This window comes from Micromonospora sp. WMMD1155, assembly GCF_029581275.1.
Classification (GTDB): Bacteria; Actinomycetota; Actinomycetes; order Mycobacteriales; family Micromonosporaceae; genus Micromonospora.
The window spans coordinates 2,446,890-2,471,687 of record NZ_CP120742.1 but is presented as its reverse complement, the minus strand read 5'-3'; the positions used below and the strand labels follow the sequence as shown (position 1 = coordinate 2,471,687).

Below are 24,798 nucleotides of genomic sequence, written 5' to 3'. Positions count from 1 at the left end.
GTTGACGGCCGCCGTCTACGGCCAACCCGGTTCGGGCGCCAGGTTCGACTGGGGCCTGACCGGCGCGGCCGAACTCGGTCGGGTCTGCGCGGCGCTGGTGGTGGTGGACGTCCTGTCGTTCACCACCACCGTGGAGGTGGCGGTCGCCCGTGGCATGCGGGTGCACCCGTTCCCCTGGGGTGAGCAGGCCGCCGAGTACGCGCTCCGCGTCGGCGCGGTCGCCGCGGTGGGTCGGCGGCAGGTGACCGCGGACCATCCGTGGTCGCTCTCGCCGGCCGCGCTGGTCGCCGCGCCGGTGGTGGCGGACCTGGTCCTGCCCTCGCCGAACGGTTCCGCCATCAGCGCCGCCGCCAGTGCCACCGGCCTGCCGGTGGTCGCGGCGTGCCTGCGCAACGCGGGCGCTGTCGGGCGTTGGCTGCGCCGCCAGGGGTACGGCACTGTGGACGCCCCGATCGGCGTGATCGCCTCCGGGGAACGGTGGCCGGACGGGTCGCTGCGCCCGTCGGTCGAGGACCAACTCGGTGCCGCCTCGGTGCTGGACGCCCTCTCCGGAGTGCCGGGCGGGTTGTCCGTGGAGGCGGCGATGGCGCTCGCCGCGCTGGCGAGCACTCCGGACGTGCCCGCCGCCGTGCGGGGCAGCGTCTCCGGGCGCGAGTTGACCGAGGGCGGCTTCGGCGCGGACGTCGACGTCGCCGTCCGGGTCGGCGTGTCGGACGTCGTGCCGGTGCTCCGCCAGGGCGTCTTCTCCGCCGCCTGATCGGCTTGCGTCGCCCGCCCTTCTACGCCTGCCGTCGGCGGTGATCGACTCGCCCTTCAGGAAAACGGGGTGTCCGGGTCCGGGTGATACCCCGACTTCCTGAAACCCGAGTGGAGCAGACGAAACGGCCACCCGGAGTCATCCGGATGGCCGTTTTCGTGCGTTGTGGTCGGTCGGTCAGTCGTCCAGCCAGTCGAGGCGTCGGCTGCCCCGCTCGGTCGGCGGCGGGGTATCCGGTCGGGCCCGACCGGCCTGCTGGCCGTAGCCGCCCTGGTCGTAGCCCCGGTCGTCGTAGCCGCCGCGTTGCTGCGGGGGTTCCTGGCCGTAGCCGCCCTGGTCGTACCCACCGGCCTGCTGGCCGTAGCCGCCCTGGTCGTAGCCCCGGTCGTCGTAGCCGCCGCGTTGCTGCGGAGGTTCCTGGCCGTAGCCGCCGCCCTGCGGCTCGTAACCACCGGCCGACTGCCCGTAGCCACCCTGGTCGTAGCCACCGGCTGGCTGGCCGCCATACCCTGCGGTGGGCTCGGCGGCCCGTCCGCCGCCGTACGGGGCCGAGTCCGGCTGGCCGTATCCCTGCCCCTGTTCGGGCTGGTAGACACCTGTCGCGTACGGGTCGGCCGGGGCCGGGTACTGGGTGTTGTCGCCGGTGTAACGGCCGGTCGGCTCGTCGTACCGCTCTCCGTAGGCTCCGCCGCCGGCGGGAGCCGGCGGGTAGCCGGCCGCACCGGCCTGAGCGGTGTAGTCCCGGCCGCCGTAGCCGCCACCGGAGGTGGGCGCGCCGCCGTAGCCGGCCCCGGAATTGGGCGCGGAACCGTAACCGTCACCGGCCGCGCCGGCGCCGTAACCGCTGCCGGAAGCGGGGTCGTTGCCGTAGCCGCCGCCCGACGCGGGCGCGTTACCGTAGCCGCCGCCCGACGCGGGCGCGTTGCCGTAGCCGCCGGCACCGTAGCCACCGGGTCCCGGCTCATCGCCGTAGCCGGCGCCGCCCCAGCCCTGCTGACCCGCACCGCCGTACGTCGGCGCCGGTGCGCCGTACGGGTCCGGCGGGACGTCGTCCACGACCGGGCGGTGCATCATCGTCGGGGCCTCGCTCAGCGCCGCGCCGCCGACCATCGTCGGGTCCGCCCCGCCGGGCCGACCACCGACCACCCGGGTCTGGTCGTCGGGACCGCGGAAGCCGCCCCCGCGGGTGGGCGGGACCGGGCCACCGGCAGCCGGAACCCCGTCTTCGTCGTCGCCGTTCTCCTTGCGCTTCATCCAGAGCAGCACGATGGTGCCGACACCGGCGGCCACCAGGAGACCGCCGAGCAGGATGATCAGGTACGAACCGGCGCCGCCACCGCTGTCCTCGTTGTTCGAGGCGTTCGCCGGGGCACCCGGGCTGGCGTCCTCGGTGGGCTCCTCCTCGGTGCCCTCCTCGGTCGCCTCGTCGGTGGGAGTCGCGTCGGTGCTGGCCGACGGGGTGGGGCTGGGCGTTACCTCGGTCTTGATCGCGAGACTGATGCGTTGACCGGTCAGGGACTGCCCGGCTGCGGCGTTGATGGTCTTGCGGGCCACCACGTTGTCGAAGCTCGCACCCAGGTCGAGCCGACCCGGTGCGATCGGGTTGCCGGTGGTGCCCGTGAAGCGGAAGTTGCCGCTGCCGTCGCTGGTGGTGTCGAAGCGCTTGCCGGTGCTGTCCAGCAGCATGACCACCGCGTTGGGGACGGCCTTGCCGTCGGCCTGCGCGACCACCTTGCCGGAGACCGATTGCACGGTCTGCACCTGCGGCGGAGCGGCCTTGCCCTTGACGGTCAGCGCGAAGGTCGCGGTGTTCGGGCCGGAGTCGGCCTCGACGGCCACGGTGACGGTGGCGTTCGCGTTACCGGCGTTGTCGTTGGCCGCGATGCGGACGAGTTGCGACTTGGGCTGGTTACCCAGACCCTGGAACTCGATCTCGCCACAACCGCTGGCGCAGCTGGTGCCCGACGGAAGGCCGGAGAGGCTGATCTTCGCCGAGCGGTCGCCGTCACCGGGCGTGACGCGCACGGTGACTGTGGCGTCGCTGCCGGCGTTGACGGTCACCGAGTTCGGGGATACCTCGACGCTTGCGGCGAGGGCTGGTGTGGCGGGGACGGCGAGCAGAGCGCCGGCAACCAGCGCTACGACCACACCGGCCCGCTGCTTCCAGGCACGTCGGTGTGTTGACACGTCCACCGCCTTCCGGGCTGACTTCCCTCTCGCCGGCGGGGCGCCGGGCCGGGGATCATCACGGTTCGAATACGCCGTCGGCAACTATGCCTTGTCCGACTGGATCGGCGCGACCCAGGGCTGGCGTCGGGTAGTCGGCCTGCGGGTCGTATCGTCCCGTCGTGTCCTCTCCGCACAGTAAGTCCGCTGCCGTAGCCGCCGCGTTGTCGGCCCTCGACGAGGGGTCTAGGCCCGAACGGACAGTGTTCCGAGAGGCGGTCAGGTCGTTGTTGGCCGTCCTCGCGGAGCGCGCCCCCGGCCGATCGGTGGAGGTGCGCGTCCCACCATACGGGGCGATCCAGTGCGTACCCGGACCTCGACACACCAGGGGAAATCCGCCGAACGTGGTCGAGATGGCTCCGGAAACGTGGCTGATGGTGGCGACCGGGAGGATCGGTTGGGCGGAGGCGGTCGCCGAGGGTCGCGTCCAGATGAGCGGCGTCCGGGCGGACCTCTCGGCGTATCTGCCCCTCGAATTGTCTTGATGTCCTACTCACCGTGACACTCAGCGCAGAAATCATGACTATCTGTGTTGATAGCGATTCGCGTACACTGTCAGGCGACGACAGTGGTCCCGGCAGAGAAGTGTGGATCCGCCCGTGATCCCGCCCGGCCGGTCCAGACCAGCATGAGGGAGCGGTAGGTGCCCCGAGGCGACGGCCGGCTGAGCCACGACCTTGACCCCCAACGACCTGGCCCCCAGGACGCCTGTGGCGTCTTCGGCGTCTGGGCCCCCGGCGAAGAGGTCGCGAACCTGACCTACTTCGGCCTCTACGCCCTGCAACACCGTGGGCAGGAGGCGGCGGGCATCGCGGTGAGCGATGGTTCCGGCGTGGTGGTCTACAAGGATCTCGGCCTGGTGGCCCAGGTCTTCGACGAGCCCACCCTGGCGAGCCTGCGTGGCCACCTGGCCATCGGGCATGCCCGTTACTCCACCACCGGCGCGTCGAACTGGGAGAACGCCCAGCCGACGATCCGTTCCACCACCTCGGGCACGACCATCGCGTTGGCGCACAACGGCAACCTGGTCAACACAACCGAGTTGGAGAAGGAGGTCGCCGAGCGCGGCCTCGTCGCGGACGGCTCGACCAACGACACCTCCCTGGTGACGATGCTGCTGGCCGGTCGACCGGATCTGTCGGTCGAGGCGGCGGCGCTGGAGGTTCTGCCTCAGCTGCGTGGTGCGTTCAGCTTCGTCTTCATGGATGAGTCCACCCTCTACGCGGCCCGCGACCCGCACGGTGTCCGCCCGCTGGTGCTGGGCCGCCTGGAGCGGGGCTGGGTGGTGGCCAGCGAGACCGCCGCACTGGACATCGTCGGTGCCAGCGTGGTGCGCGAGGTCGAGCCGGGTGAGCTGATCGCGATCGACGAGAACGGCCTGCGCTCCACCCGGTTCGCCGTGCCTGAGCCGAAGGGCTGCCTCTTCGAGTACGTCTACATCGCGCGCCCGGACGCCACCATCGCCGGGCGCAACGTCCACGCGGCGCGGGTGCAGATCGGTCGGCAGTTGGCCAAGGAGCACCCGGTCGAGGCCGACCTGGTGATCCCGGTGCCCGAGTCGGGCACCCCGGCCGCGATCGGCTACGCGGAGGCGTCCGGCATCACCTACGGCGCCGGCCTGATGAAGAACCCGTACGTGGGTCGCACCTTCATCCAGCCGTCGCAGACCCTGCGTCAGCTCGGCATCCGGCTCAAGCTCAACCCGCTGCGGGAGAACGTCCGGGGTAAGCGCCTGGTGGTCGTGGACGACTCGATCGTTCGCGGCAACACCCAGCGCGCCATCGTGCGGATGCTGCGTGAGGCAGGGGCGCTCGAGGTGCACGTCCGGATCTCCTCGCCGCCGGTCAGCTGGCCGTGCTTCTACGGCATCGACTTCGCCACCCGGGCGGAGCTGCTGGCCAACGGGTTGGACAACGACGGCATCCGGCGCTCCATCGGCGCCGACACGCTGGGCTACGTTTCGCTTCCCGGCCTGATCGCCGCGACCGAGCAGCCGAAGACCCGGTTGTGTCGGGCGTGTTTCGATGGGGAGTACCCGATCGAGCTGCCGGCCGGCAACCTGATCGGCAAGCACGTGCTCGAAGGTGTGAGCCGACGCGTCGCCAACTCGGCGTTGGAAGGCCCGCACACGAACGGCTCGTCCGTCGCCACTCCGGGTGGCGTTACCGCAAACCGCCCGTAGCACCAACCGGCGCGGCCCGGCTACCGCCGGCGGCACCGAGAACCAAAGGGGAGAACCGTGACGCACGTGTCCGAGCGCAGCGGCGCAGGAAGCAGCCCGACCGGCGCCGGCGGCGACCGTCAGCCGTGGACGGGCGGTGCCGGCCGTCAGCCGCGCAAACGCTCGGTCTCGTACGCCGATGCCGGGGTCTCCATCGACGCGGGCGACCGCGCGGTGGAGTTGCTCAAGTCGAAGGTCCGGCAGACCCGCCGGCCCGAGGTGCTGGGTGACCTCGGCGGCTTCGCCGGCCTGTTCCGGCTGGACACGAAGAAGTACAAGAACCCGATCCTGGCGTCCTCCACCGACGGGGTGGGCACCAAGCTGGTGATCGCTCAGCAGATGGACATCCACGACACGGTCGGCATCGACCTGGTGGCGATGGTCGTGGACGACCTGGTGGCCTGCGGCGCCGAGCCGCTGTTCCTGCTCGACTACATCGCCACCGGCGAGGTCGTGCCGGACAAGGTCGCCGAGATCGGAGCGGGCATCGCCGACGGCTGCCGCTACGCCGGCTGCGCCCTGCTGGGCGGCGAGACCGCCGAGCACCCGGGCGTGCTCCGCCCGGACGAGTACGACATCTCCGCGACCGGCGTCGGCGTGGTCGAGGAGGCCGACATCCTCAGCCCGGAGCGGGTCGAGGTGGGCGACGTGGTGATCGCGATGCGCTCCTCCGGCCTGCACTCCAACGGCTACTCGCTGGTCCGGCACGTGCTCCTCGGCGCGGCCCGGATGCGTCTGGACATCGTCATCGACGACTTCGGTCGGCAGCGGACCCTGGGCGAGGAACTCCTCACCCCCACCAAGATCTACGCCAAGGACTGCCTCAAGCTGATCGCCGAGGCCGAGGTGCGGGCGCTGTCCCACATCACCGGCGGCGGCATCCCCGGCAACCTGGTCCGGGTACTGCCCGAGCACGTCGACGCGGTGGTCAACCGGTCCACCTGGAAGCCGCAGCCGATCTTCGACCTGATCCAGACCAAGGGTCGGATCGACGATCAGGACATGGAGTCGACCTTCAACATGGGCGTCGGCATGTTCGCGATCGTGTCGGCCGAGGACGCCGACCGGGCGCTGGCCACGCTGACCGGCCGTGGGGTCGAGGCGTGGCAGGCCGGCGAGATCATCGAGGGCACCGGCAACGTGCAGATGGTCGGTCAGCACACCCGGGGATGATCACCCTCCGGTGATCGTACGGGCACCTGATCAGGGCTTCACCCGAGTGGCCAATGCCGCCTAGCCTGAAGGGCACCCCTCAGGCTAGGCGGAGGAGGGTGATGGCTGCTCGGGGACAGTCGTTCAGCGGGATGCGCGGTCTTGCCGCCGTCCCGTCGTACGTCGTCATGCAGCCCACGACCCTCTGCAACCTCGACTGCGCGTACTGCTACCTTCCGTTCCGGGCCACCGACCAGCGCATGCCGGTGGCGGTGGCCGAGGCGGTGGCGGCGGCGGTCAACCCCTGGGCGGCGGCCGGCCGGTTCTCGGTGGTGTGGCACGGTGGCGAACCGTTGGCCGCCGGCCGGGAGCACCTGGCCGACCTGATCGCGCCGTTCGGGCCCGAGGTCGAGCACCACGTGCAGACCAACGCCACCCTGATCGACGACGAGTGGTGCGACTTCTTCGCCCGGCACGAGATGCGGGTGAGCGTGAGCGTCGACGGGCCGCGGGCGCGCAACGGTGATCGGGTCAACCGGGGAGGCCGGCCGGCGTACGACCGGATCGTGCGCGGCGTCGCGGCGCTGCGCCGACGGGGTCTGCCCTTCTCCGCCCTGGCCGTGGTGTCCCGGCCGGAGCGCGGGTTGGCCACCGAGCTGTACGACTACTTCCTCGACCTGGGCTGCGACGTGTTGGGCGTCAACATCGAGGAGACCGAGGGAGTCAACACGCGGGACAACCGCCACGAGGAGTCGGCGGTGACCGCGTTCTGGGCGGAGCTGGTCGCGGCGTGGCGTCGCGCGCCCCGCATCCACCTCCGCGAGGTCGAATGGTCGTTGCGGTACGCCGCGGCGGTGCTCGACGGCTCGGCCGACGGTGTGCTGCCCCGCCGACTGGACCCGATCCCGACGATCGGTCACGACGGTTCGGTGATCGTGTTGTCCCCGGAGTTGGCTGGTTTCGAGGACCCGCGGTACGGCGATTTCAGCAGCGGCAACGTCCTGAGAACCCCACTGGCGGACATCCTCGGCGCGGCGGCGGCCACGCCGTGGGTGGAGGAGTTCCTGACCGGTGTGGAGGCGTGCCGGGTGTCCTGCCCCTACTTCGGCTTCTGCGGGGGCGGCCATGCCGCCAACCGCTACTTCGAGCTGGGGCGTTTCGACGGTACGGAGACCGAGCACTGCCGCAACAGCAAGATCCGCCTATTGGAGGGAGTGTTGGAGCATGCCCGAGAGCACCAGTGACCGGCGGCCCGAGCGCGCAGCGGATGACCGAGTCGACGAGCGCGTGCGGGAGGCTGCTCCTGCCCTCGTCGCGCTGTTGCGCGAGGCCGAGGCCGCGCGACGCCGGCGTTCGGAGGTGTCAGGTGGCGACGGCGCGAGCGCTGTCTGCGCCTGGAACCACTTCGAGAACATCCCGACGTTCTACAACTGGAACAACCGCCCGCGCTGAGGGACCGTGATCAGGGGCCTGTCGAGCGGCCGGAGTGGTTCCGGTCGGGTCAGGCCCCTGATCGTCGGCGACTGCACCTGCACGGGACGTGCGTGAGCACGCGGGGATTACCGCGTGCTCAGCTGCGTCGAGAGGTCAACGAGTCGGACGGACCCAGGGATCCGGGTCGTCGTCCGCGTGATCCTCATCATCGTCGTCGACGAACTCTTTAGAGTCGTCGTCGAAGTGGTGCTCAGACTTACCAGCACCCGCCAGTTCGCGCTGCAAGGCGGTGAGGTCGGTGTTCGGGGAGTGGTACTTCAACTCCCGGGCCACCTTCGTCTGCTTGGCCTTAGCACGGCCGCGCCCCATGGCTCGACCCCCTCGCACAGAATGCGGGGCAGCCCGAAGGCGGGCCCCGATGACGTCAGGCATCTCTCGTGGCTCTTACGGTACATGGGGATGCCACCGTTCGGCACCTCGGGTTACCGTCAGCCGGCTCTGCGCGTCGCGTCGATCCGGCCGTCACCCAGTGTACCGGGTAAGGAGCGGAACGGTTAGCACCCGTGACACCGGACAAACCGCACCAAAAATTCGATCTGGCCCTCAGCTTACCCAGCCGTGCCCGTACCGGAGGCCCGGAGGCGGATCCCGTCGACCCGCCTCCGGGGACGCTCAGCGCAGGTGGATCCCGCGCAGTCGGCCGATCTCCGCCATCCGTCGCTCGGCCAGCCGGTCGGCGGCCACCGCGGGCGGGACGCCCTCGGCGTCCGCCAGCCGGAGGATCTCGCCGGTGGTGTCGTAGATCCGGGTCGCCCGGAGCTTCGCCCGGTCGAAGTTGAAGCCCTCGATCTCGTCGGCGACCTGGATCACGCCACCGGCGTTGACCACGTAGTCGGGCGTGTAGAGGATACCCCGGTCGGCCAGCAGCTTCTCGATGCCCGGGTGGGCGAGCTGGTTGTTCGCCGCGCCGGCCACCACCTTGGCGCGCAGTGCCGGCACGGTGTCGTCGTTCAGGGCGCCGCCCAGCGCGCACGGCGCGTACACGTCGATGTCCGCGGCGACCAGCGCGCTCGCGTCGTCCACCAGGGTGACCTGCGGGTGGTTGCTGCGCACCCACTCCAGCGCCTTCGGGTTGACGTCGGTGGCCACCACCTCGGCGCCGTCCTCCAGCAGGTGCCCGGTGAGGTACTTGCCGACCTTGCCCAGGCCGGCCACGCCGACCCGGCGGCCCCGCAGGCTCGGGGTGCCCCAGACGTGCTCGGCGGCAGCCCGCATGCCCTGGAAGACGCCCCAGGCGGTGAGGATCGACGAGTCACCGGCGCCGCCGTGCTCGACGCTGCGACCGGTCACGTAGCGGGTCTCCCGGGCCACGACGTCCATGTCCGCCACGTAGGTGCCGACGTCGCAGGCGGTGTAGTAGCGACCGCCCAGCGACTCCACGAAGCGCCCGTACGCGCGCAGCAGCGCCTCGGTCTTGATCTGCTCCGGGTCGCCCCAGATGACGGCCTTGCCACCGCCCAGGTCCAGGCCGGCGAGCGCGTTCTTGTACGCCATCCCGCGGGACAGGTCCAGCACGTCGGCGAGGGCGTCCTCCTCGCCGGCGTACGGGTAGAAGCGGGTGCCGCCGAGCGCCGGCCCCAGCGCGGTGGAGTAGATCCCGATGATCGCCTTCAGGCCGCTCTGCTTGTCCTGGCAGAACACGACCTGTTCGTGGCCGGTCGATACCGGGTCGTCGGTGCTCGCGAATACGCCCATGGTTGGCTCCTGGAGTGGTGTGCGCCCTTGTGGGACGCGGACCTGGTGGACCCCGGCGGGGATGCTGCCGGTGTGATCGAGCCTAGTATCGGCCGCCGTGAAGGTGCTCGACGCGCCGCCGTCGTCCCACGTTGCGGCGCGCGCGGTCCGGCCGCTGACCGCGTACGGCCACGGTTCGTGGGAGGATCGCGCCGTGCCGTCGCTCTTCGCTTCTTACCTGCGCGTGTACGAGCCGTTGACCGCCTTCGACCGGGACCGGCAGAGCTACTGGCGCCGTTACGTCTCGGAGGGGCGGGCGATCGCCCCCGTCGAGGGGCCCGGCCGGCAGCGGACGGCGGTGATCGAGGCGCTGGGCGCGGGCTGGACCCGCCTGCCCGATCTGCCGGAGGAGGCGTACGTCCTGGAGACGGACGACAGCCTGCTGGTCTGCCCGTGGAACCTGCGGATCCGGGTCGCCGAGGCGGCGCTCAGCGCGCGGGACGGCGTGCCCTCGGTGCTGGCCGACGCCTTCGTCCCGCCGGTGCTCGCCGGGCAGGCCAGGGCGGTCGTCGACGACTGGCGCAGCGGCGCGCGGGTGCTGGAGCACGGGGTGCCCCGGGTGCACGAGCAGATCGCCACGTGGGGGGTGCCGCTGCGGTGGTTCGTGCTCTTCGAGCCGGCCGAGCGGGACCTGGTCACCCAGCCGGGCCGACGCGCGCTGCGCTACCGCACGGAGATCTCCAAGGCCCGTCGTCGGTCCTCGCGGGCACTGTCGGTGCTGCGCAAGTCGGTGGGGGACGCGCCGATCACCGAGGCGGTGGAGGAGGCGGCCCGTTGGTTGGAGGAGTTCCATCCCCGCTCGGTCGTCGAGTTGGACTACGGCGGCCTGGTGGACCTGCTCTCCGACGAGACCCTGCAGGCTGACGACTCTCCCGAGCTGGTCGCCGGTGGCCTCGCGGGGCTCTCGCGCGGCGAGGCCGACGAGGCGTCGGCCGCGTACGACAAGTTGGTGGCCCGGTGGCGCGCGGTGCAGTTGTTGGAGCGGTGCAACTAGGGGCAAATCGCCTTAGGAGCGCTCCCAAGGTGAGGTGCACTCGTAGTTGACGCATCACGAACCGTGATCATGAGTCCGAATAAGGTACTTTCTGCCGTGTAAAAGTCGTAAAAATCGGGCATGGTTCATCCGTCCGTCTAGGGACCTTCATCCGTTCGGCCCATGTCGGACATCGGGGACTAGCCGGACCATGGGAGACGCGTCGGCCGGCGGGACCCCGGCCGATGTCTATACATGTGGAGGAGTGACCGATGGCATCGCGAACGCACGAACCAGAGCCGCTACTGACACCGGCCGAGGTGGCGTCGATGTTCCGTGTCGACCCGAAGACGGTGACCCGGTGGGCCAAGGCCGGCAAGCTCAGTGCCATCCGCACCCTGGGTGGCCACCGCCGGTACCGCGAGTCGGAGGTCAGGGCGCTGTTGCAGGGTCAGATCCCGCAGCAGCGACAGGGCGACTGAGTCGGCACCAGTTTCTTTCCGGGCAGGGGCGGTGGATCTCGATCCGCCGCCCCTTTCCACGCCCGCGACAGGTCTCAGCGCCGCGTTTCGGCCAGCGTCACCCGGATGCCGACCGTGCCGCCCTCGCCCCGGCGGAGCCGGCTGCCCAGCAGGCTCAGCCGACCGATCAGGCGGTACTTGTGCTTGAGCAGGTCACGGACCCGGCCGATGTCACCACTGCCGTAGAGCGTCGCGTGAGCCGGCACCTCCGCCCCGTGTGGCCGGCCCCGTACGTCGCACGGGGCGACTGTCACCTCGCCGTTGTTGCGGATCCGCTTGACCTTGCCCGAGTCGGCCCGGGTCCAGACCGCCAACGCGTCGCCGTCGCGTACCGCCCACACCGGCGTCGGCACCGCCCGACCGTCCTTGCGGAAGGTCGTGAGCAGGATGTACTTCTCGGCCGACAGCCGGTCCAGCATGGTCACGCCGCCAGGATACGACCGCTGCGGCGACTGAGTAGCCGGATAGCGTGAACGCCGTGACGGTGCAGCCTCGAATCGGTGACGTGGTCGGTGAGCTGCTGCGGGACACTCTCGCAGTGGCCACCGGAGTGGGCCCCCGACCGCTGGTCGGCGGTCGACTGCCCCGACCGGTCATCGAGATCATCGAACGGGACGACGGGCTGGTCAACGGTGCGCCGGCCGCGCACTACCTCGACGAACCGCAGGACTGGCAGCCGTACGACCACCGAGCGGTGGACCGGGTCCGTGGCGAGACGCTCGACGTCGGCACCGGCGCCGGGCGGATCGCCCTGCTGCTCCAGGAGCGCGGCGTGCCGGTCACCGGCCTGGACACCTCCGCGGGCGCACTCGCGGTGAGCCGGCGTCGCGGTGTCCGGCGTCTGGTGCACGGCACCGTCGACACGCACGTGGCCGACGGTCGGCGGTACGACACGTTCCTGCTGTTGGGCAACAATCTCGGGCTGTTCGAGGGCCGGGAACGGGCACCCGAGTTCCTCGCCGCGCTCGCCGCGCTGGCCCGACCGGGCGCGCAGATCATCGCGCACGGCACCGACCCGTACGGCACGCGTGACCCGGTGCACACCGGCTACCACGACCGCAACCGCCGCCGAGGGCGGCTCGGCGGCCAACTCCGGCTCCGGCTGCGTTACCGCGAGTTGAGCACCGAGTGGTTCGACTACCTGGTCTGTTCGGCGGACGAGTTCGCCTCGCTGGTGCACGGCACCGGCTGGCGGCTCACCGATGTGGACGACCGGGACGCGCCCTACTACCTCGCCACCCTGCGCCTGGCCGACTGAACGACGGCCTCCGCGCCGGCCGGCGCGGAGGCCGTCGTACGGCTCAGACCTGGACGGTCGGGGGAAGCTGCTCGGGCGGCAGACCGCCGTCGCCGTCGACCACCTCGTCCGGGGTGCCGTCCTCGTCGATGTCGACCATGGTGATGTCCACCTTGCCGTCACCGTCGGTGTCGAACTGGAACAGGTCGGCCTTGCCGTCGCCGTCGGTGTCCACCACCCACACGTCGGTCTTGCCGTCGTTGTTGGTGTCGGCGCGCAGCAGCTCGACCCGCTCCTCGCCCCGAGTCTCCACGATCTCCCCGTCAGTGACGCTCTCCGGTGCCTGGCTCATGTCGATGCGGTCCTTCCCTCGGTTGACGGGCCGTCATTACCCGATCCCGCGCTCCCCCACGCATGGCGGGGATCGGCGTGCTGCATAGGGTCGCACCATGAGCGAGCGGAACGGGCGGGACACCCGGGTCGGCGTGGCGGAGACCCCGCGCGCCGTCGGGTCGGACAGGGAGGCGTGATGAGCGATCGTTTCGTGGTCGTCGGTGCCGGCACGATGGGCCTCGGCATCGCGTACGTGGCGGCCGGGACCGGGCACGCCGTGGAGTTGGTCGAGGTGGACCCGGAGCGGGGCGCCTCCGCGTTGAACCGGCTCGCCGACCTGTGGGAGCGGGCGGTGCAGCGCGGGAGGTTGAGCGCCGACGAGGCCGCGGCGAACCGGCAACGGATCATCCTTCGTCCGACGTTGGCCGACGTCGCCCCGACCCCCGAGGTGATCGTCGAGGCGGTGCCGGAGCGGCTGGACCTGAAACGGGCGGTGCTGCGCGACGCCGCCGCCCTGCGCCCGGCTCTGCTGGGCAGCAACACCTCCAGCATCTCGATCGGGGAGCTGGCCGACGGGCTGGACGCGCCCGAGCGCTTCCTCGGCCTGCACTTCTTCAACCCGGTCTGGGCGATGGCGCTCCTGGAGATCGTGGTCGGCCCGGCCACCGCCGAGGAGACCACGACGGCGGCCGTCGCGCTCGCCGGCCGGTTGGGCAAGGACGCCGTCGTGGTACGCGACATGCCCGGCTTCGCCACGTCACGACTCGGCGTCACCCTCGGGTTGGAGGCGATCCGGATGGTGGCCGACGGGGTGGCCGACCCGGCCGACATCGACAAGGCCATGGTGTTGGGCTATCGGCACCCGATCGGCCCGCTGGAACTCACCGACCTGGTCGGTCTGGACGTGCGGCTGGACATCGCCCGCACCCTCCAGGCCGCGTACGGGGAGCGGTTCGCCCCGCCGCCCCTGCTCGTGGAGATGGTGGCCGAGGGGCGGCTGGGTAAGAAGTCGGGGCGGGGCTTCTACCGCTGGGAAGGCGGCGTCAAACAGTGAGTGCGAGGAGTGAGCTTGCGTGCCCCGCAGTCGAGAACGAAGGGCGGGCACGGTGAGCGGGCTGCGGATCGAGGAACGGCCGGACCGGCTGGTCGTCACGCTGGACCGGCCGGAGAAGCGCAACGCCATCGACGCCGACCTGATCGCCGAGTTGCACCAGGTCTGCGCCGAGTTGGAGGCGCGGCCCCGGCTCCTGCTGCTGACCGGTGGTGCGGAGGGCATCTTCGCCGGGGGCGCCGACATCGGCCAACTCCGCGAACGGGGCCGCACGGACGCCCTCGCCGCGATCAACTCCGCCGCGTTCGCGCGGATCCGGGCGCTGCCGATGCCGACCGTGGCCGCCGTCGACGGCCCCGCGTTGGGCGGTGGCGCGGAGCTGGCGTACGCCTGCGATCTTCGGGTGTGCACGGCGCGGGCGGTCTTCGGTCAGCCGGAGGTGCGGTTGGGCATCCTGGCCGGTGCCGGCGCGACCCATCGGCTGCCCGCGTTGGTCGGTGAGGGCCGGGCCAAGGAGTTGCTCTTCACCGGCCGACGGGTGGACGCCGCGGAGGCGCTGCGGATCGGTCTGGTGAACCGGGTGGTGGACGAGCCCGCCGAGCTGCTGACCGTGGCGCACGCCCTGTTGGACGAGATCGCTTTGGGCTCGCCGTTGGCGCTGCGGCTGACCAAGCTGGCGGTGGACGCGCCCGCCGCCGCGCATCCGCATCTCGACCTGGTCAGTCAGGCGGTGCTCTTCGAGGACGAGGAGAAGCACCGGCGGATGACCGAGTTCCTGGAGCGTCGCCGGCCGCGTTGACTCGCCGACCAAGAACGGCCGCACCGGCGAGAGCGCCGGTGCGGCCGTCGTGCTTCTGAGGTCGTGCTACTGCCGGATCTGCACCCCGGCGTCGGCCAGGCCGCGGATCACCTGGGCGGACTCGCCGAAGCCGATGATCAGCACGGCGTCCGCGCCGAAGTCCTTGATCTCCTTCGCCCCACCACTGAAGTCGACCGGCGGCGCCTTGGCATCGGCGGGCGGGTCGTACGTCATCAGCTTGAGCCGGTCGGCGGCGACGCCGGCCTTCTCCAGCTCGTCACGGACGGTGGCCTGGAGGCCCTCACCGTAGGAGTCCTTGCGGGCGACGATCACGATCTTCTGCGACCCGTCGCGGAGGATCACGTCGGCCAGCGCCCGGCCCTGGAGGCTGTCCGGCGGTGCGGTGCGGAAGTAGAGGCCGTTGTCCTCGACGTCGGTCAGACCGCTGTCGGTGTTGGACGGGGAGAAGAGGATCTTCCCGGCCCGCACCACGTCCGGCAGCACCTCCCGGGAGATGCCCGAACCACCGGCGCCGATGATCACGCTGACGCCGCTCGTCACGTGCTTGGCCACGGTGGCCTTGGCCACCGCCGGGTTGGTGCCGTCGTCGCCCTCGACCCAGGTCACCGGCTTGCCCAGTGCGCCGCCGGCGGCGTTGACCTCCTTGATCGCCAGCGCGGCGCCAGCGGCCATCGGCGGGTACGCGATCGCCAGGTCACCGGTCTTCGGCAGCAGGCCGCCCAACTTCAGTGGCTCCTGGTCGGGGTCTCCACCCGCGCGCTGCTTCTTCGGCTTCGGGGGCGTCTTGGTGCTCGCCGCCGACTCGATGCCCGCGCCGACGAACTCGGTCTTGCCGTCGTTGATCTGCTGCCCGTCGAAGGTCAGGGTGGCGTAGCTCGCGGTGGCCGGCTCACCCTTGTCCGTGAAGCCCGCCCGGGTGAGCGACACGCTGCGGTACTCGATGTCCTGCCCGTTACGGGCCAGCGCGAGGCAACTCGCCGGGTCCTCGCAGCGCTGCCCGTCGTTCGTCACCGCGACGATCTGCTTCGCGATGGCCGCCGGGTCGGTGCTCCCGGCCAGTTGGGCGGCGAGCACGGCGATCACCACGGCGTCGTACGACTCGGCGGCATACAGGTAGTCCGTCAGCGCCGGATCGACGCCCTTCAGCCGACTCTTGAAGTCGTCCGGCAGCGGGGTGAGTGGCGTGGTGCCCTTCATCCCGTCCACGAGGCTCGCGCGTTCCTTCAACTCCGCGGGATAGGAGTTGAGCATGTTGCCGTCCGTGCCGTAGAGACGCACCTGTTGGGCGCTGGCCTCCTTGGCCTTGTCATCCCCGCAGGCGCTTGTGGCGAGCAGGATCGTCGCGCAGGCGGCCAGTGTGGCCACCCGCGATCGGCGAGATACGAGCATGGTCGTCCTTCCTCCGGCGAAGGTCCGCTGCGCACATTAGCGTGCCGAAGCCGTCGGTGGGACCGTGGAGGTGGCGTAAAGCGCAGGTAGCTCGCGTTGAACACGGACAGTGACGATCGGCGGGATGCTTGACGGTCCGTCCTACTGTGCGCTGGGTGACGGACCTACCACAGCAGACGTTCGACGACGCTGCCGCCGTGCTCCGCTCGGCGCTGACCGGGGATGGGGACGCGGTGGTGGGAGCGTTCGACGCGGTCGTCGACCGGGCCGGCCTGAGTGGCGCGTACGGCGTCGCCTGGTGTCTCGCCGCGACGATGCTCGGCGACGCCCCGGCGGCCGGTGGAGCGGCGCTGGACTTCCCGGGGATCGACCAGGCGGAGTACGACACCCGCTGGGTGGCTCGCTTCGTCAGCGCGTACGCCAACCGGGACGAGCCGACCGGAGAGGCGTTGTTCGGGGCTGCGGCAGCCGACGGTCTGCTGCCGGACTGCCTGCTCACCCTCGCCGGCTCGACGATCGCCACCCTGCGCAGCCGCGCCGGGTGACGACCGGGCCGCGGCGTCCGTCGGGGAGCGGACGCCGCGACCGTCGCACTCAGAACGCGTGGTACGCGATCAGCGGCTCGTACTCGTACCGCAGGTTCTCGAAGCGGACCCGGAAGTTGACCCCGTCCCGGACGTTGGTCGCCACCGTGGTCCAGCCCGAGTTGGCCGGCAGGTAGGTCCAGTAGTTACAGGCGCTCGTCTTGTCGACGAAGATCACGCACGCCTCGGTGGCGTACACGCTCGCGTTGCGGACGTTGATGTCACGGCAGCGGGTCGTGGTGCGGTACTGGCCGGCCGAGCCGCCGTAGCGGCCGTTCGCGAAGTACGACCGGACCGCCCCGCCGTAACACGTGGCGAGCGGGGCGAAGGCGTTCGTGCCAGGGGCGGCCGGTGTGATCGGCGCGGTCGGGGCGGCCTGTGCGGGTGTGCCGGCGAGGAGCAGTGCGGCGACCGTGGCGACGGCGGACAGGCGAGCGGTCGGGAATGGCATGCGTGCGGGCCTCCGGGAACAGTAGATTGACCGTCCGGATAGGACTGATCATCGGACGGTGACGATGATACGTATCGATCGATTGCGTCGTGACCCCGTCGATGTCCGCCCCGTGTGATAGCTCTGTAGGCATGTCCGAGGCCATGCTCAGCAAGGTGCGCAAGCTGCTGGCCCAGGCCGAGGACCCGGCCTGCACGCCGGCCGAGGCCGCCGCGTTCACCGCCAAGGCCACCGAGCTGATCGCCCGCTACGGCGTGGACCGGGCGCTGCTGGCTGTCCGCGACCCCACCACCGACCGCGTCGGCGACCGGGTGCTGGACATCGTCGCGCCGTACGCCCGCGACAAGGTCGGCCTGCTCGCCGCCGTCGCCGAGCCGCTGCGCTGTCGCTGCGTACGCCGTCGGCAGGGCAACGGCTTCGCGCTGCACCTCTTCGGCTTCGCCAGTGACCTGGAACGGGTCGACCTGCTCTTCACCTCACTGCTCGTGCAGGCGGCGCACGGCCTGGCGGCCACCCCGGTGCCGGAGGACGACCATCCCGCCGCCTTCCGCCGCTCCTGGCTGGCCGGTTTCGCGGAGGTCATCGGCGGCCGGCTCTGGGCGGCGGAGACGGCGGCGGTCAGCGAGTCGGGCACGCCCTCGGTGGCGCTGGTGCTCGCCGACCGGTCCGACCGGGTGCAGCGACGCCTCAGCGAGCAGTACCCACGGTTGCGCACCGCGCCGCCGCGTCGCCTGGGCGGCACCGGGTTCGGCGCGGGTGCGGAAGCCGGTCAGCGCGCGAACCTGGGCGGCCGGGACCTCGCCGGTCGCTCCGCTGCCGATCGGCGAATCGGCCGGTGAGCCGACGCGCCGTTCCGCTGCCGGTCGGCGGCTCGGCCGGTCAGGCGGAGACGCCGGGGTGGCGCGACACCGTGTCGACGTAGCGGGTGAGCAGTTCGTGCCAGCCGGCGGTGAGTGCCATGCGATATCCCTCGGCAGCCTCGCCGTGCCGGTCGAAGTGCCGGTGCTCCAGCTCCACCCGGGTACGCTCCGGCCCTTCCGCCTGGAACAGCACCTCGACCTCGCTGGCCCGGGCCGGATCGGGCACCGGCGCCCGGTCGGGGCCGATCTGCCACGCGAAGACCAGCCGTCGGGGCGGATCCCAGGTGAGCACCCGCCCCCAGTCGGCGCGAAAGCCGTACGGGCCGATCTCGTAGAGCATCCCGCCGGCCCGCGGCTCCATGCCCAGCTCGTCCAGGGCACCCGGGCCGGACCAGGTGTATTCGATGACCCACCAGTCAGTCAGCTGGGCCGTGAAGACCGCGAACGCGTGCTCGGCCGAGCCCGGGACGAGGAGACCGCAGCGGAGGGAGAACCGGTCGACGTCCTGCCGGATGTCGGCCGGATCAGTCATTTCCTGTCCCATAGGCCCGGACCATACCGGCTGATGCCCGGCTGTGCAGCTTCGCGCGGTGCCCGGTTCCAGACAGAGGGTTGCCGAGCCGTCACCCACGGGATGCCCTGCCGGAAAGCGGGTAACCGCGCGGACGACCGGGACTCTGTGCAGGCGGGGCGGGAGACGATGAGCGAGAACGCGCAGCAACGAGGGCCGGACCCCAACGCCGACAGCGCGGATCCGGACGTCCTGCTCGACATCCCGAAGGTCTCCGTCGACTCGATCCGGCTGGCTGTCGACGGTCTGGACGCCGACCTGTCGCTGCGGGCCCGGGTTGCCAACCTCCTTCAGGTCGACGCCGGCGTACGGGTGCACCTGAGCGGCGTCGAGCTGGACATCAACGGGGTGCACGCCGAGGCGCAGCCACGGGTGCGGTTGGGCTGCGGCGCAGGCTGCCGCCCAGAACGCGGCCCAGTTCGCCGAGCAGGCCGGGGAGACGCTGCGACAGGCCGGACGCAGCGTGTGGGAGGCGATCCAGGGCGGCATCGCGCAGCACCGCGACGACTGACGCCGCCGGTCCGGCCTGTGGTCCTTGGCTCCGGCCTCCACCCCCGGCCCCGGCGCTCCGCCCTCCACCTCGGTCCCCGCGCCCGCCCCCGCCCCCGCTCCCGCTCCCGCGTGATCGACACGGGTTCGGGGAAATTGCGGTGTCGGAGGTGCTGGGATACCGCGACTTCGGCGAAGTGGAGTTGATCACGCGGGAGCGGGAGCGGGCGCGGACCGCGGAGGGTGGAGCGCGGGGGACCGAGGGCAGAGCGCGGGTCCGCGTCGCCCTGTCGACCTATGAGGCGCAAAACAGCAAGATCCCCACCTGCGTATTCGCTGGTGGGGACCTCTGTAGCCCGGCGAAAGGCTATGTGGCCAGGGGCGGGGTCGAACCGCCGACCTTCCGATTTTCAGTCGGACGCTCGTACCAACTGAGCTACCTGGCCGTGTCGCTCGGCTCATGCTACCCGGCTACCGGACGAACCGGTGGCAGGGCGACCTGCTCCGATACGCAGAACGCCGCGCGGGGCGCGGCGTCAGCGCTGCGGTCCTGACGGGACTTGAACCCGCGACCTCCGCCTTGACAGGGCGGCGAGCACTCCAACTGCTCCACAGGACCTAGCTTGTGTTGCTCCGGCTTGCGCCGGTCGTGCCCCCAACGGGATTCGAACCCGTGCTACCGCCTTGAAAGGGCGGCGTCCTGGGCCGCTAGACGATGAGGGCGGCCCCGCCATCATTGCACACTCGCAACTTCAAGCGGACTTGCTCCCATCCGGCCCCGCCGGAGGCTTCGAAAGCATACGTGATGCCCGGTCGGTGGACAAAATCGGTATCGGCAGGGGCGGGAAATGGGGGATAACCGCAGGTCAGAGCCGGTCTAGCGGAGTTTGGCGATGCCGAAGCGCTTCTTCAGGTCGGCGATCAGGTGGGGGCAGGCAGCGAGTGTGGCGGCTCGGTTGCCGCCCCCGTCGTGCAGGAGCACGATGGCACCGGGGCGGGCGGCGGCGTGGATTCGCTCGCCGATCGTGGCGGCGGTCGGCTTGTCCCAGTCCTGTGGGTCGACCGACCAGTGCAGCGGGCGCATGCCGAGCCCTTTCGCCACCTTCAGCACCTCCGACGTCCACCGGCCGCCCGGCTGCCGGTAGAACGGCACCTTGGCACCGGGAACAGCCGTCTGGATGGCCTTGTTGGTGCGCGCCAGGTCGGCCTGGATCTCGTCGACCGGCCGGCGGGCCAGGTCGAGGTCGTGTCGCCAGCTGTGGTTGCAGAGCTGGTGGCCCTCGAGGACGATCCGCCGGACCAGTTCCGGGTGACGCTGCACTTCGCGGCCGACCACGCAGAAGGTGGCGGTCACCTTGGCGGCCCGCAGTTGGTCGAGCACCTTGGGCGTCCAGGCCGGGCTGGGCCCGTCGTCGAAGGTGAGGACCACCGGGCGTTCGCCGGTGTTGCGGCGCAGACCGGCGGGGAGCTTCGCCGGCAGTGGACGCAGCGGCGGCTTCGGCGGCTTGGTGAGCGTCGGATGCGGCGACGGCGGGGCCGGTGACGGCGTCGACACCGCCGGGTGCGACGCGATGGTGCGTTCCGGCTGCGCACAACCGGACAGGACCAGCGCCACGGCGAGGACGGACGCCAGGGCGGCGCGGGCTTGCATCTGCTTGCTCCCGGGGGGTCGGGGTAGGGCGGACCCGCCCGACGGTAGTTCACCCGATCAGCGGGCGACAGTGCGATCAGTCACGCGTCGACTGGTCCAGGGAGTCACGGACGGCGGCGGCCAGGGAGACCGCCTCGGCCAGGTCCACCGGCCGCACCACCCCGGCGGGTAGGGTGTCGGCTCGCCAGCCGGGGCCGGCTGCGAGCGCCAACAACGGGCGGCGTGGTGCGGCGAGCAACGCGCTGAGCTGGGCCGGGTCGGCGGTGGCCCGGGTGTGCGACCAGAGCACCACGGCGGCCGGTCCGGTCCGGTTGACCGCCTCGATCAGAGCGGCGACCGGCACCCGGGCGCCGAGCATCCGGTAACCGACCCCGGCCTCCGCGAGAGCCGCAGCCAACGCCTCCAGTGGAAGGGTGTGCTGCTCCTCGTCCGCGCAGGAGAGCAGGATACGGGCGGGGCCGGTGGGAACCCTGGCCCGACTGGCCGCCGCGAGAGCCTCCGAGACGCAGCGGGACACCAGGTGCTCCACCTCGATCAGGCCGGCGGTGGCGGCGTGGCGTTCGCCGATGCCGGCGAGCACCGGACGCAGCAGACCCTCCCAGGTGGCGACGACCCCGTTGGTGGCCAGGGAGTGGGCGACCGTCTCGCTGATCGCCGCCGCGTCCAGGCGCATGGCGGCGCGGGCCAACCCTCGGGCTACCGGCCCGGCGCGACCGACCGGGATGCTTCCACCGCCGTCGCGAGCGGGCGGGTGGGCGCGGCGCAGAGCGACGGTGCCGTTGGGTGACGGGTCGGGTGCCTGGCGGGCCCAGCGGGCCGCCTCGGCGGGGCTCACCCCCTCGGCGGTGAGTCGCCGCATGATTTCGAGACGGGCCAGGTCGGCAGGCGTGTAGCGGCGATGGTGACCGGGGACGTGCTCACTGGGCCCGAGCCCGTAGCGCTGATGCCAGGTGCGCAGGGTCGTGACCGCGACCCCCAGCCGGCGTGCGACCGCACCCGCGCTCAGCGCCTCATCGACCACCCGACCGCTCCGCCGCGTCATCCGCCGATCCGGGCGGGGCCACGGCCAGGCCGGGTGTGCCGGGCGTTGACCCCGAGGGGCGCAGCAGCCGGTTCACCACCCCGCCCAGCCAGGGCGCGTACGACCGGGGGTCGCGGTCGAGGTCGGCTTCCAGCGCGGTCGGGTCGGCCCACCGCAGCTCGGCCACCTCGCCCGGGTCCGGCAGCAGAGGGGCAGAGGGAAGAAAATCGCCGCGCAGCACGTGGTCGTACTCGAATTCGACCCGACCGGTAGCCGGGTCCTCGGCGTAGTAGACGTAGACGCCGACCTCGGTCAGCTCGACCGGGCCCGCGCCCAACTCCTCGCGTAGCCGTCGGTTGGCGGCCTCGGCGAGCGACTCGCCGGGTCGTGGGTGGCCGCAGCAGGAGTTGGCCCAGCGCAGCGGGAACCGGGTCTTCACGGGGGCCCGGCGCTGGAGCAGTACCTGACCGTCCGGGTCCACCAGCAGCACCGAGAAGGCCCGGTGGAGTTGCCCCGGCGGCTGGTGCGCGGCGGCGACCGTCGTCTCGCCGTGGGCCTCGCCGGTCTCGTCGACCAACTCGACGAGGTGCCCTTCGCGACTGCTCATCGGCCTTCCCCGGTGATCCGACCGGCGGCGAGCTTGCCGGAGATGAGCACCATCGGTACGCCGACACCCGGCTGGGTCCCGGAGCCGACGAAGACCACGTTCGACAGGTCACGGTGCAGGTTCGACGGGCGGAACGGGCCGGTCTGGAAGAGGGTGTGGGCGGCGGCGAACGGCGTGCCCGCGGCCATCCCCTGCTCCTCCCACTCGGCCGGGGTGATCGCCCGCAGCACTTCGACGCCGGCGCCGAAACCGACGTAGCCGCGCTCCTCCAACGTGCCGATCAGCTGGTCGCTGTAGCGCTGGGTCAGGTCGCCGCGCCACTCGAACGGAGCCCGGTGCAGGTTGGGTACGGGAGCGAGCACGTAGTAGGTGTGTCGGTCGGCGGGGGCCACCGACGGGTCGGTCCGGCTCGGGTTGGTCACCAGCAGCGACGGGTCGGTCATCAGTTCGCCCCGCCGGATGACCTCATCGAAGGTGCCCTTCCACGCGCGTCCGAAGTGGATGTTGTGATGGGCGATCTTGTCATATCCCTGTCGGGAGCCGACGTGCAGAACGACGCAGGACGGCGAGTAGGTGAGCCGTCGTGCCGGAGCGGCCGGGAGCAGGTCCCGGTAGGCGACCGGCAGGTCGGGGTTGAGCACCACCACGTCCGCCCGGATCAGTTCGCCGTCCGCGGTGAGCACACCGGTGGCCCGGCCGTTCGCGGTCTCCACCCGGGTCACCGTGGTGTCGTAGCGGATCTGCACGCCGTGCTTCTCGGCCGCGCCGGCCATCGCCCTGGAGACCGCGTGGATGCCGCCGCGCGGGAAGTAGACCCCGGCCACCGAGTCGAGGTACGCGATGACCGTGTAGATGGCCAGCGCGTCGTGCGGCGCGAGGCCGGCGTACATCGCCTGGAAGGAGAAGATCCGCTGGGTACGCGGGTCCCGGAAGAATTGGTTGATCTTCGTTTGGAGGCGACGGAAGGCACCGCCGGCCAGCAACTTCAGCAGGTTGCCGGTGAGGAGGTCGGTCGGCGCGTCCAGGTTGCGCTCGATGAAGTCGGCCCGCTCCAGCCGCCACAGCTCCCGTGCGTAGTCGACGAAGCGCAGGTAACCGTCGGCCTCACGCGGCCCGCAGACCCGGGAGATCTCGGCGGCCATGCGCGTGGTGTCGGTGAGCACGTCGAGGGTCGAGCCGTCCGGGTAGTACGCCCGGTAGGCGGGATCGAGCGGGGTCAGGTCGAGCCAGTCGCGCATGTCCTCACCGACCGCGCCGAGCGCCTCGGCGATCAGGTCGGGCATGGTGAGCACGGTCGGGCCGGTGTCGAACTCGTAGCCGTCCACGGCGAGTCGGCCGGCGCGCCCGCCGGGCACCGGCTCGCGTTCCAGCACGGTCACCTGCCGGCCGCTGCCGGCGAGGTGCAACGCGCAGGCGAGGCCACCCAGCCCGGCTCCGACGACCACCACCCGGTCCGTCCGCCCTGTCACCGTCCGCACGTGACCACCTCCTCGAGAAAGTCGCTCATCAGGCCCGCCGGTTGGTGGCGGCGGTGGCCAGCCCGGTCAGCGCGGTCCGCGCCGTCCGGTCCACTGGTGCGGCGTCGAGCGCCGCCAGCGCGTCACTCACCCGCTCGGCGATCATCCGCTCCACCCGGGTCACCGCACCGGTCTCCACGAGCAGCTCGGCGAGCCGGTCGACCGGCCCGTCGGCGGCGCGCTCCAACGCCCGGAGCTGCGCCGACGTGGCCAACTCCCGGGCCAGCATGAGCAGCGTGGTCGGCTTGCCGGTGCGGAGGTCGTCACCGGCCGGTTTGCCGGTGGCGGCCGGATCGCCGTAGACGCCGAGCAGGTCGTCGCGGAGTTGGAACGCCTCGCCGACGGCCAGGCCGTAGCGGGTGTACGCGGAGGCCAGCGGATCGTCGAGGGGGACCCCGGCCAGGCAGGCACCGTAGAGCAGTGGTCGCTGGACGGTGTAGCTGGCGGTCTTGTAGCGGGCCACCCGCAGCGCGCGGTCGACCGACCAGTTGGCCGGGTCGTTCTCGCCGAGCACGTCGAGGTACTGCCCGGCGACCGTCTCCACCCGCATCTGGTCGTAGCAGCGGCGCACCTCGAACAGTCGGGCCGACGGCACCGTCGCCTGGGCCAGCAGCCGATCGGCCCACACCATGCAGAGGTCACCGATGAGCACGGCGACCGCCTCGCCGAACCGGCCGGGGTCACCTCGGTGGCCGGCGGCGATGTGCTGCTCGGCGAGTGCGACGTGGGCGGTGGGTCGGCCTCGACGGGTGGTGGAGGCGTCCATCACGTCGTCGTGGACCAGGGCGAAGGTGTGCAGCAGCTCGAGCGCGGCCAGCGCGGGCAGCACGGGGGGCAGTGCCTCGGCGCCGCCGACCGCGCCGCGCCACCCCCAGTAGGCGAACGTGGACCGGATCCGTTTGCCGCCGACGAGGACGGCGTCCCGCGCGGCCGAGGCGAACCGGCCCATCGATGCGTCGATCTCGGTGAGGGTGTCGACCTCGGTGGTGAGGAACGTGCTCAGCGTCTCGTGGACCGCCGCGATCAGGTCCTGGGTGTACGCGGCCAGAACGGCGCGGACCGGGTCGTCCCGCTCCCCTGGCTCTGCCGGCGCCACGCGGGTGGCGTTGCCCGCAACTGCGTCGTTGGCCATGCGATCG

General features: G+C 71.5%; 26 protein-coding genes and 3 tRNA genes. 13 read left to right on the top strand and 16 right to left on the bottom strand.

Features of this window, described 5'->3' with window-relative positions; genetic code table 11:
* The first annotated feature begins 1 nt into the window (after nt 1).
* Nucleotides 2-757, top strand: a complete 756-nt coding sequence (locus tag O7617_RS11130) for a 2-phosphosulfolactate phosphatase (protein WP_282263300.1) — start codon at nt 2-4, stop codon at nt 755-757.
* Between the two features lie 177 nt (nt 758-934).
* Here O7617_RS11130 and O7617_RS11125 read toward each other — a convergent pair whose 3' ends face one another.
* Nucleotides 935-2,944 carry a carboxypeptidase regulatory-like domain-containing protein gene (locus tag O7617_RS11125; protein ID WP_282263298.1) on the bottom strand — a complete coding sequence of 670 codons (2,010 nt, stop codon included), beginning with the start codon at nt 2,942-2,944 and terminating at the stop codon, nt 935-937.
* A gap of 161 nt (nt 2,945-3,105) precedes the next feature.
* Between O7617_RS11125 and O7617_RS11120 the strand changes: the two genes are divergently transcribed.
* The 5 genes from O7617_RS11120 to amcA all read left to right on the top strand — a co-directional run bounded on the left by O7617_RS11120 (nt 3,106) and on the right by amcA (nt 7,808).
* The gene (locus O7617_RS11120) at nt 3,106-3,468 is read left to right on the top strand and encodes a sterol carrier family protein (protein ID WP_282263297.1); all 363 of its coding nucleotides are present in this window, start codon (nt 3,106-3,108) and stop codon (nt 3,466-3,468) included.
* A gap of 158 nt (nt 3,469-3,626) precedes the next feature.
* The gene (gene purF / locus O7617_RS11115; RefSeq protein WP_282263296.1) at nt 3,627-5,165 is read left to right on the top strand and encodes an amidophosphoribosyltransferase; all 1,539 of its coding nucleotides are present in this window, start codon (nt 3,627-3,629) and stop codon (nt 5,163-5,165) included.
* Nucleotides 5,166-5,222: 57 nt separating this feature from the next.
* Nucleotides 5,223-6,377 carry a phosphoribosylformylglycinamidine cyclo-ligase gene (purM, locus tag O7617_RS11110; RefSeq protein ID WP_282263295.1) on the top strand — a complete coding sequence of 385 codons (1,155 nt, stop codon included), beginning with the start codon at nt 5,223-5,225 and terminating at the stop codon, nt 6,375-6,377.
* 131 nt (nt 6,378-6,508) lie between these two features.
* Nucleotides 6,509-7,600, top strand: coding sequence for a cyclophane-forming radical SAM peptide maturase AmcB (amcB, locus tag O7617_RS11105; RefSeq protein WP_348774191.1), 1,092 nt, complete (start codon nt 6,509-6,511; stop codon nt 7,598-7,600).
* On the top strand, nt 7,581-7,808 hold the full coding sequence (gene amcA / locus O7617_RS11100; protein ID WP_282263292.1) for a multiple cyclophane-containing RiPP AmcA: 228 nt from the start codon (nt 7,581-7,583) through the stop codon (nt 7,806-7,808). The genes amcB and amcA overlap by 20 nt, the downstream gene beginning before the upstream one ends.
* Before the next feature lie 135 nt (nt 7,809-7,943).
* On the opposite strand, the gene O7617_RS11095 is transcribed toward amcA, so the two are convergent.
* Both O7617_RS11095 and O7617_RS11090 read right to left on the bottom strand, forming a co-directional pair.
* Entirely contained in the window at nt 7,944-8,159 is a 216-nt protein-coding gene (locus O7617_RS11095; protein WP_030332207.1) for a DUF3073 domain-containing protein, read from the bottom strand.
* Between the two features lie 303 nt (nt 8,160-8,462).
* On the bottom strand, nt 8,463-9,545 hold the full coding sequence (locus O7617_RS11090) for a Glu/Leu/Phe/Val dehydrogenase (RefSeq protein ID WP_282263290.1): 1,083 nt from the start codon (nt 9,543-9,545) through the stop codon (nt 8,463-8,465).
* Between the two features lie 193 nt (nt 9,546-9,738).
* Here O7617_RS11090 and O7617_RS11085 point away from each other — a divergent pair, with 193 nt between their 5' ends.
* Nucleotides 9,739-10,578, top strand: coding sequence for a hypothetical protein (locus tag O7617_RS11085; protein ID WP_282264704.1), 840 nt, complete (start codon nt 9,739-9,741; stop codon nt 10,576-10,578).
* A gap of 251 nt (nt 10,579-10,829) precedes the next feature.
* Nucleotides 10,830-11,039, top strand: a complete 210-nt coding sequence (locus O7617_RS11080; RefSeq protein ID WP_007073996.1) for a BldC family transcriptional regulator — start codon at nt 10,830-10,832, stop codon at nt 11,037-11,039.
* Between the two features lie 74 nt (nt 11,040-11,113).
* Here the strand turns inward: O7617_RS11080 and O7617_RS11075 are convergent, their stop codons facing one another.
* Entirely contained in the window at nt 11,114-11,503 is a 390-nt protein-coding gene (locus O7617_RS11075; protein ID WP_282263287.1) for a PPOX class F420-dependent oxidoreductase, read from the bottom strand.
* Nucleotides 11,504-11,556: 53 nt separating this feature from the next.
* Between O7617_RS11075 and O7617_RS11070 the strand changes: the two genes are divergently transcribed.
* Nucleotides 11,557-12,336 carry a class I SAM-dependent methyltransferase gene (locus O7617_RS11070; RefSeq protein WP_282263285.1) on the top strand — a complete coding sequence of 260 codons (780 nt, stop codon included), beginning with the start codon at nt 11,557-11,559 and terminating at the stop codon, nt 12,334-12,336.
* A 43-nt stretch (nt 12,337-12,379) separates the two neighbouring features.
* Here O7617_RS11070 and O7617_RS11065 read toward each other — a convergent pair whose 3' ends face one another.
* Nucleotides 12,380-12,667 carry a hypothetical protein gene (locus tag O7617_RS11065; protein WP_282263284.1) on the bottom strand — a complete coding sequence of 96 codons (288 nt, stop codon included), beginning with the start codon at nt 12,665-12,667 and terminating at the stop codon, nt 12,380-12,382.
* Nucleotides 12,668-12,844: 177 nt separating this feature from the next.
* Here O7617_RS11065 and O7617_RS11060 point away from each other — a divergent pair, with 177 nt between their 5' ends.
* Complete coding sequence (locus tag O7617_RS11060) at nt 12,845-13,702, top strand: 3-hydroxyacyl-CoA dehydrogenase family protein (RefSeq protein WP_282263283.1); 858 nt, start codon at nt 12,845-12,847, stop codon at nt 13,700-13,702.
* A gap of 52 nt (nt 13,703-13,754) precedes the next feature.
* The gene (locus O7617_RS11055) at nt 13,755-14,498 is read left to right on the top strand and encodes an enoyl-CoA hydratase/isomerase family protein (protein ID WP_282263282.1); all 744 of its coding nucleotides are present in this window, start codon (nt 13,755-13,757) and stop codon (nt 14,496-14,498) included.
* Between the two features lie 66 nt (nt 14,499-14,564).
* Here the strand turns inward: O7617_RS11055 and O7617_RS11050 are convergent, their stop codons facing one another.
* Nucleotides 14,565-15,908 (bottom strand): ABC transporter substrate-binding protein, encoded by a 1,344-nt coding sequence (locus O7617_RS11050; protein ID WP_282263281.1) that lies wholly within the window; start codon nt 15,906-15,908, stop codon nt 14,565-14,567.
* Between the two features lie 155 nt (nt 15,909-16,063).
* Here O7617_RS11050 and O7617_RS11045 point away from each other — a divergent pair, with 155 nt between their 5' ends.
* Nucleotides 16,064-16,453 (top strand): hypothetical protein, encoded by a 390-nt coding sequence (locus O7617_RS11045; RefSeq protein ID WP_282263280.1) that lies wholly within the window; start codon nt 16,064-16,066, stop codon nt 16,451-16,453.
* A gap of 49 nt (nt 16,454-16,502) precedes the next feature.
* Here the strand turns inward: O7617_RS11045 and O7617_RS11040 are convergent, their stop codons facing one another.
* The gene (locus O7617_RS11040; protein ID WP_282263279.1) at nt 16,503-16,943 is read right to left on the bottom strand and encodes a hypothetical protein; all 441 of its coding nucleotides are present in this window, start codon (nt 16,941-16,943) and stop codon (nt 16,503-16,505) included.
* Between the two features lie 131 nt (nt 16,944-17,074).
* Between O7617_RS11040 and O7617_RS11035 the strand changes: the two genes are divergently transcribed.
* Nucleotides 17,075-17,782, top strand: a complete 708-nt coding sequence (locus tag O7617_RS11035) for a DUF2786 domain-containing protein (protein WP_282263278.1) — start codon at nt 17,075-17,077, stop codon at nt 17,780-17,782.
* Between the two features lie 40 nt (nt 17,783-17,822).
* On the opposite strand, the gene O7617_RS11030 is transcribed toward O7617_RS11035, so the two are convergent.
* The 9 genes from O7617_RS11030 to O7617_RS10990 all read right to left on the bottom strand — a co-directional run bounded on the left by O7617_RS11030 (nt 17,823) and on the right by O7617_RS10990 (nt 24,791).
* Nucleotides 17,823-18,347, bottom strand: a complete 525-nt coding sequence (locus tag O7617_RS11030) for an SRPBCC family protein (RefSeq protein WP_282263277.1) — start codon at nt 18,345-18,347, stop codon at nt 17,823-17,825.
* An 888-nt stretch (nt 18,348-19,235) separates the two neighbouring features.
* A tRNA-Phe gene (locus O7617_RS11025) sits at nt 19,236-19,309 on the bottom strand.
* Between the two features lie 99 nt (nt 19,310-19,408).
* A tRNA-Asp gene (locus O7617_RS11020) sits at nt 19,409-19,482 on the bottom strand.
* A gap of 31 nt (nt 19,483-19,513) precedes the next feature.
* Nucleotides 19,514-19,586: transfer RNA gene (locus tag O7617_RS11015), tRNA-Glu, on the bottom strand.
* Nucleotides 19,587-19,740: 154 nt separating this feature from the next.
* Nucleotides 19,741-20,514 (bottom strand): polysaccharide deacetylase family protein, encoded by a 774-nt coding sequence (locus O7617_RS11010; protein ID WP_282263276.1) that lies wholly within the window; start codon nt 20,512-20,514, stop codon nt 19,741-19,743.
* A gap of 76 nt (nt 20,515-20,590) precedes the next feature.
* Complete coding sequence (locus O7617_RS11005; RefSeq protein WP_282264703.1) at nt 20,591-21,535, bottom strand: MerR family transcriptional regulator; 945 nt, start codon at nt 21,533-21,535, stop codon at nt 20,591-20,593.
* Nucleotides 21,525-22,142: an isopentenyl-diphosphate Delta-isomerase gene (gene idi / locus O7617_RS11000; protein WP_282263274.1), complete on the bottom strand. Its 618-nt coding sequence runs from the start codon at nt 22,140-22,142 to the stop codon at nt 21,525-21,527. The genes O7617_RS11005 and idi overlap by 11 nt, the downstream gene beginning before the upstream one ends.
* Nucleotides 22,139-23,620: a phytoene desaturase family protein gene (crtI, locus tag O7617_RS10995; protein WP_282263273.1), complete on the bottom strand. Its 1,482-nt coding sequence runs from the start codon at nt 23,618-23,620 to the stop codon at nt 22,139-22,141. The genes idi and crtI overlap by 4 nt, the downstream gene beginning before the upstream one ends.
* A gap of 28 nt (nt 23,621-23,648) precedes the next feature.
* Nucleotides 23,649-24,791 (bottom strand): polyprenyl synthetase family protein, encoded by a 1,143-nt coding sequence (locus O7617_RS10990; protein WP_282263272.1) that lies wholly within the window; start codon nt 24,789-24,791, stop codon nt 23,649-23,651.
* Nucleotides 24,792-24,798 lie beyond the last annotated feature (7 nt).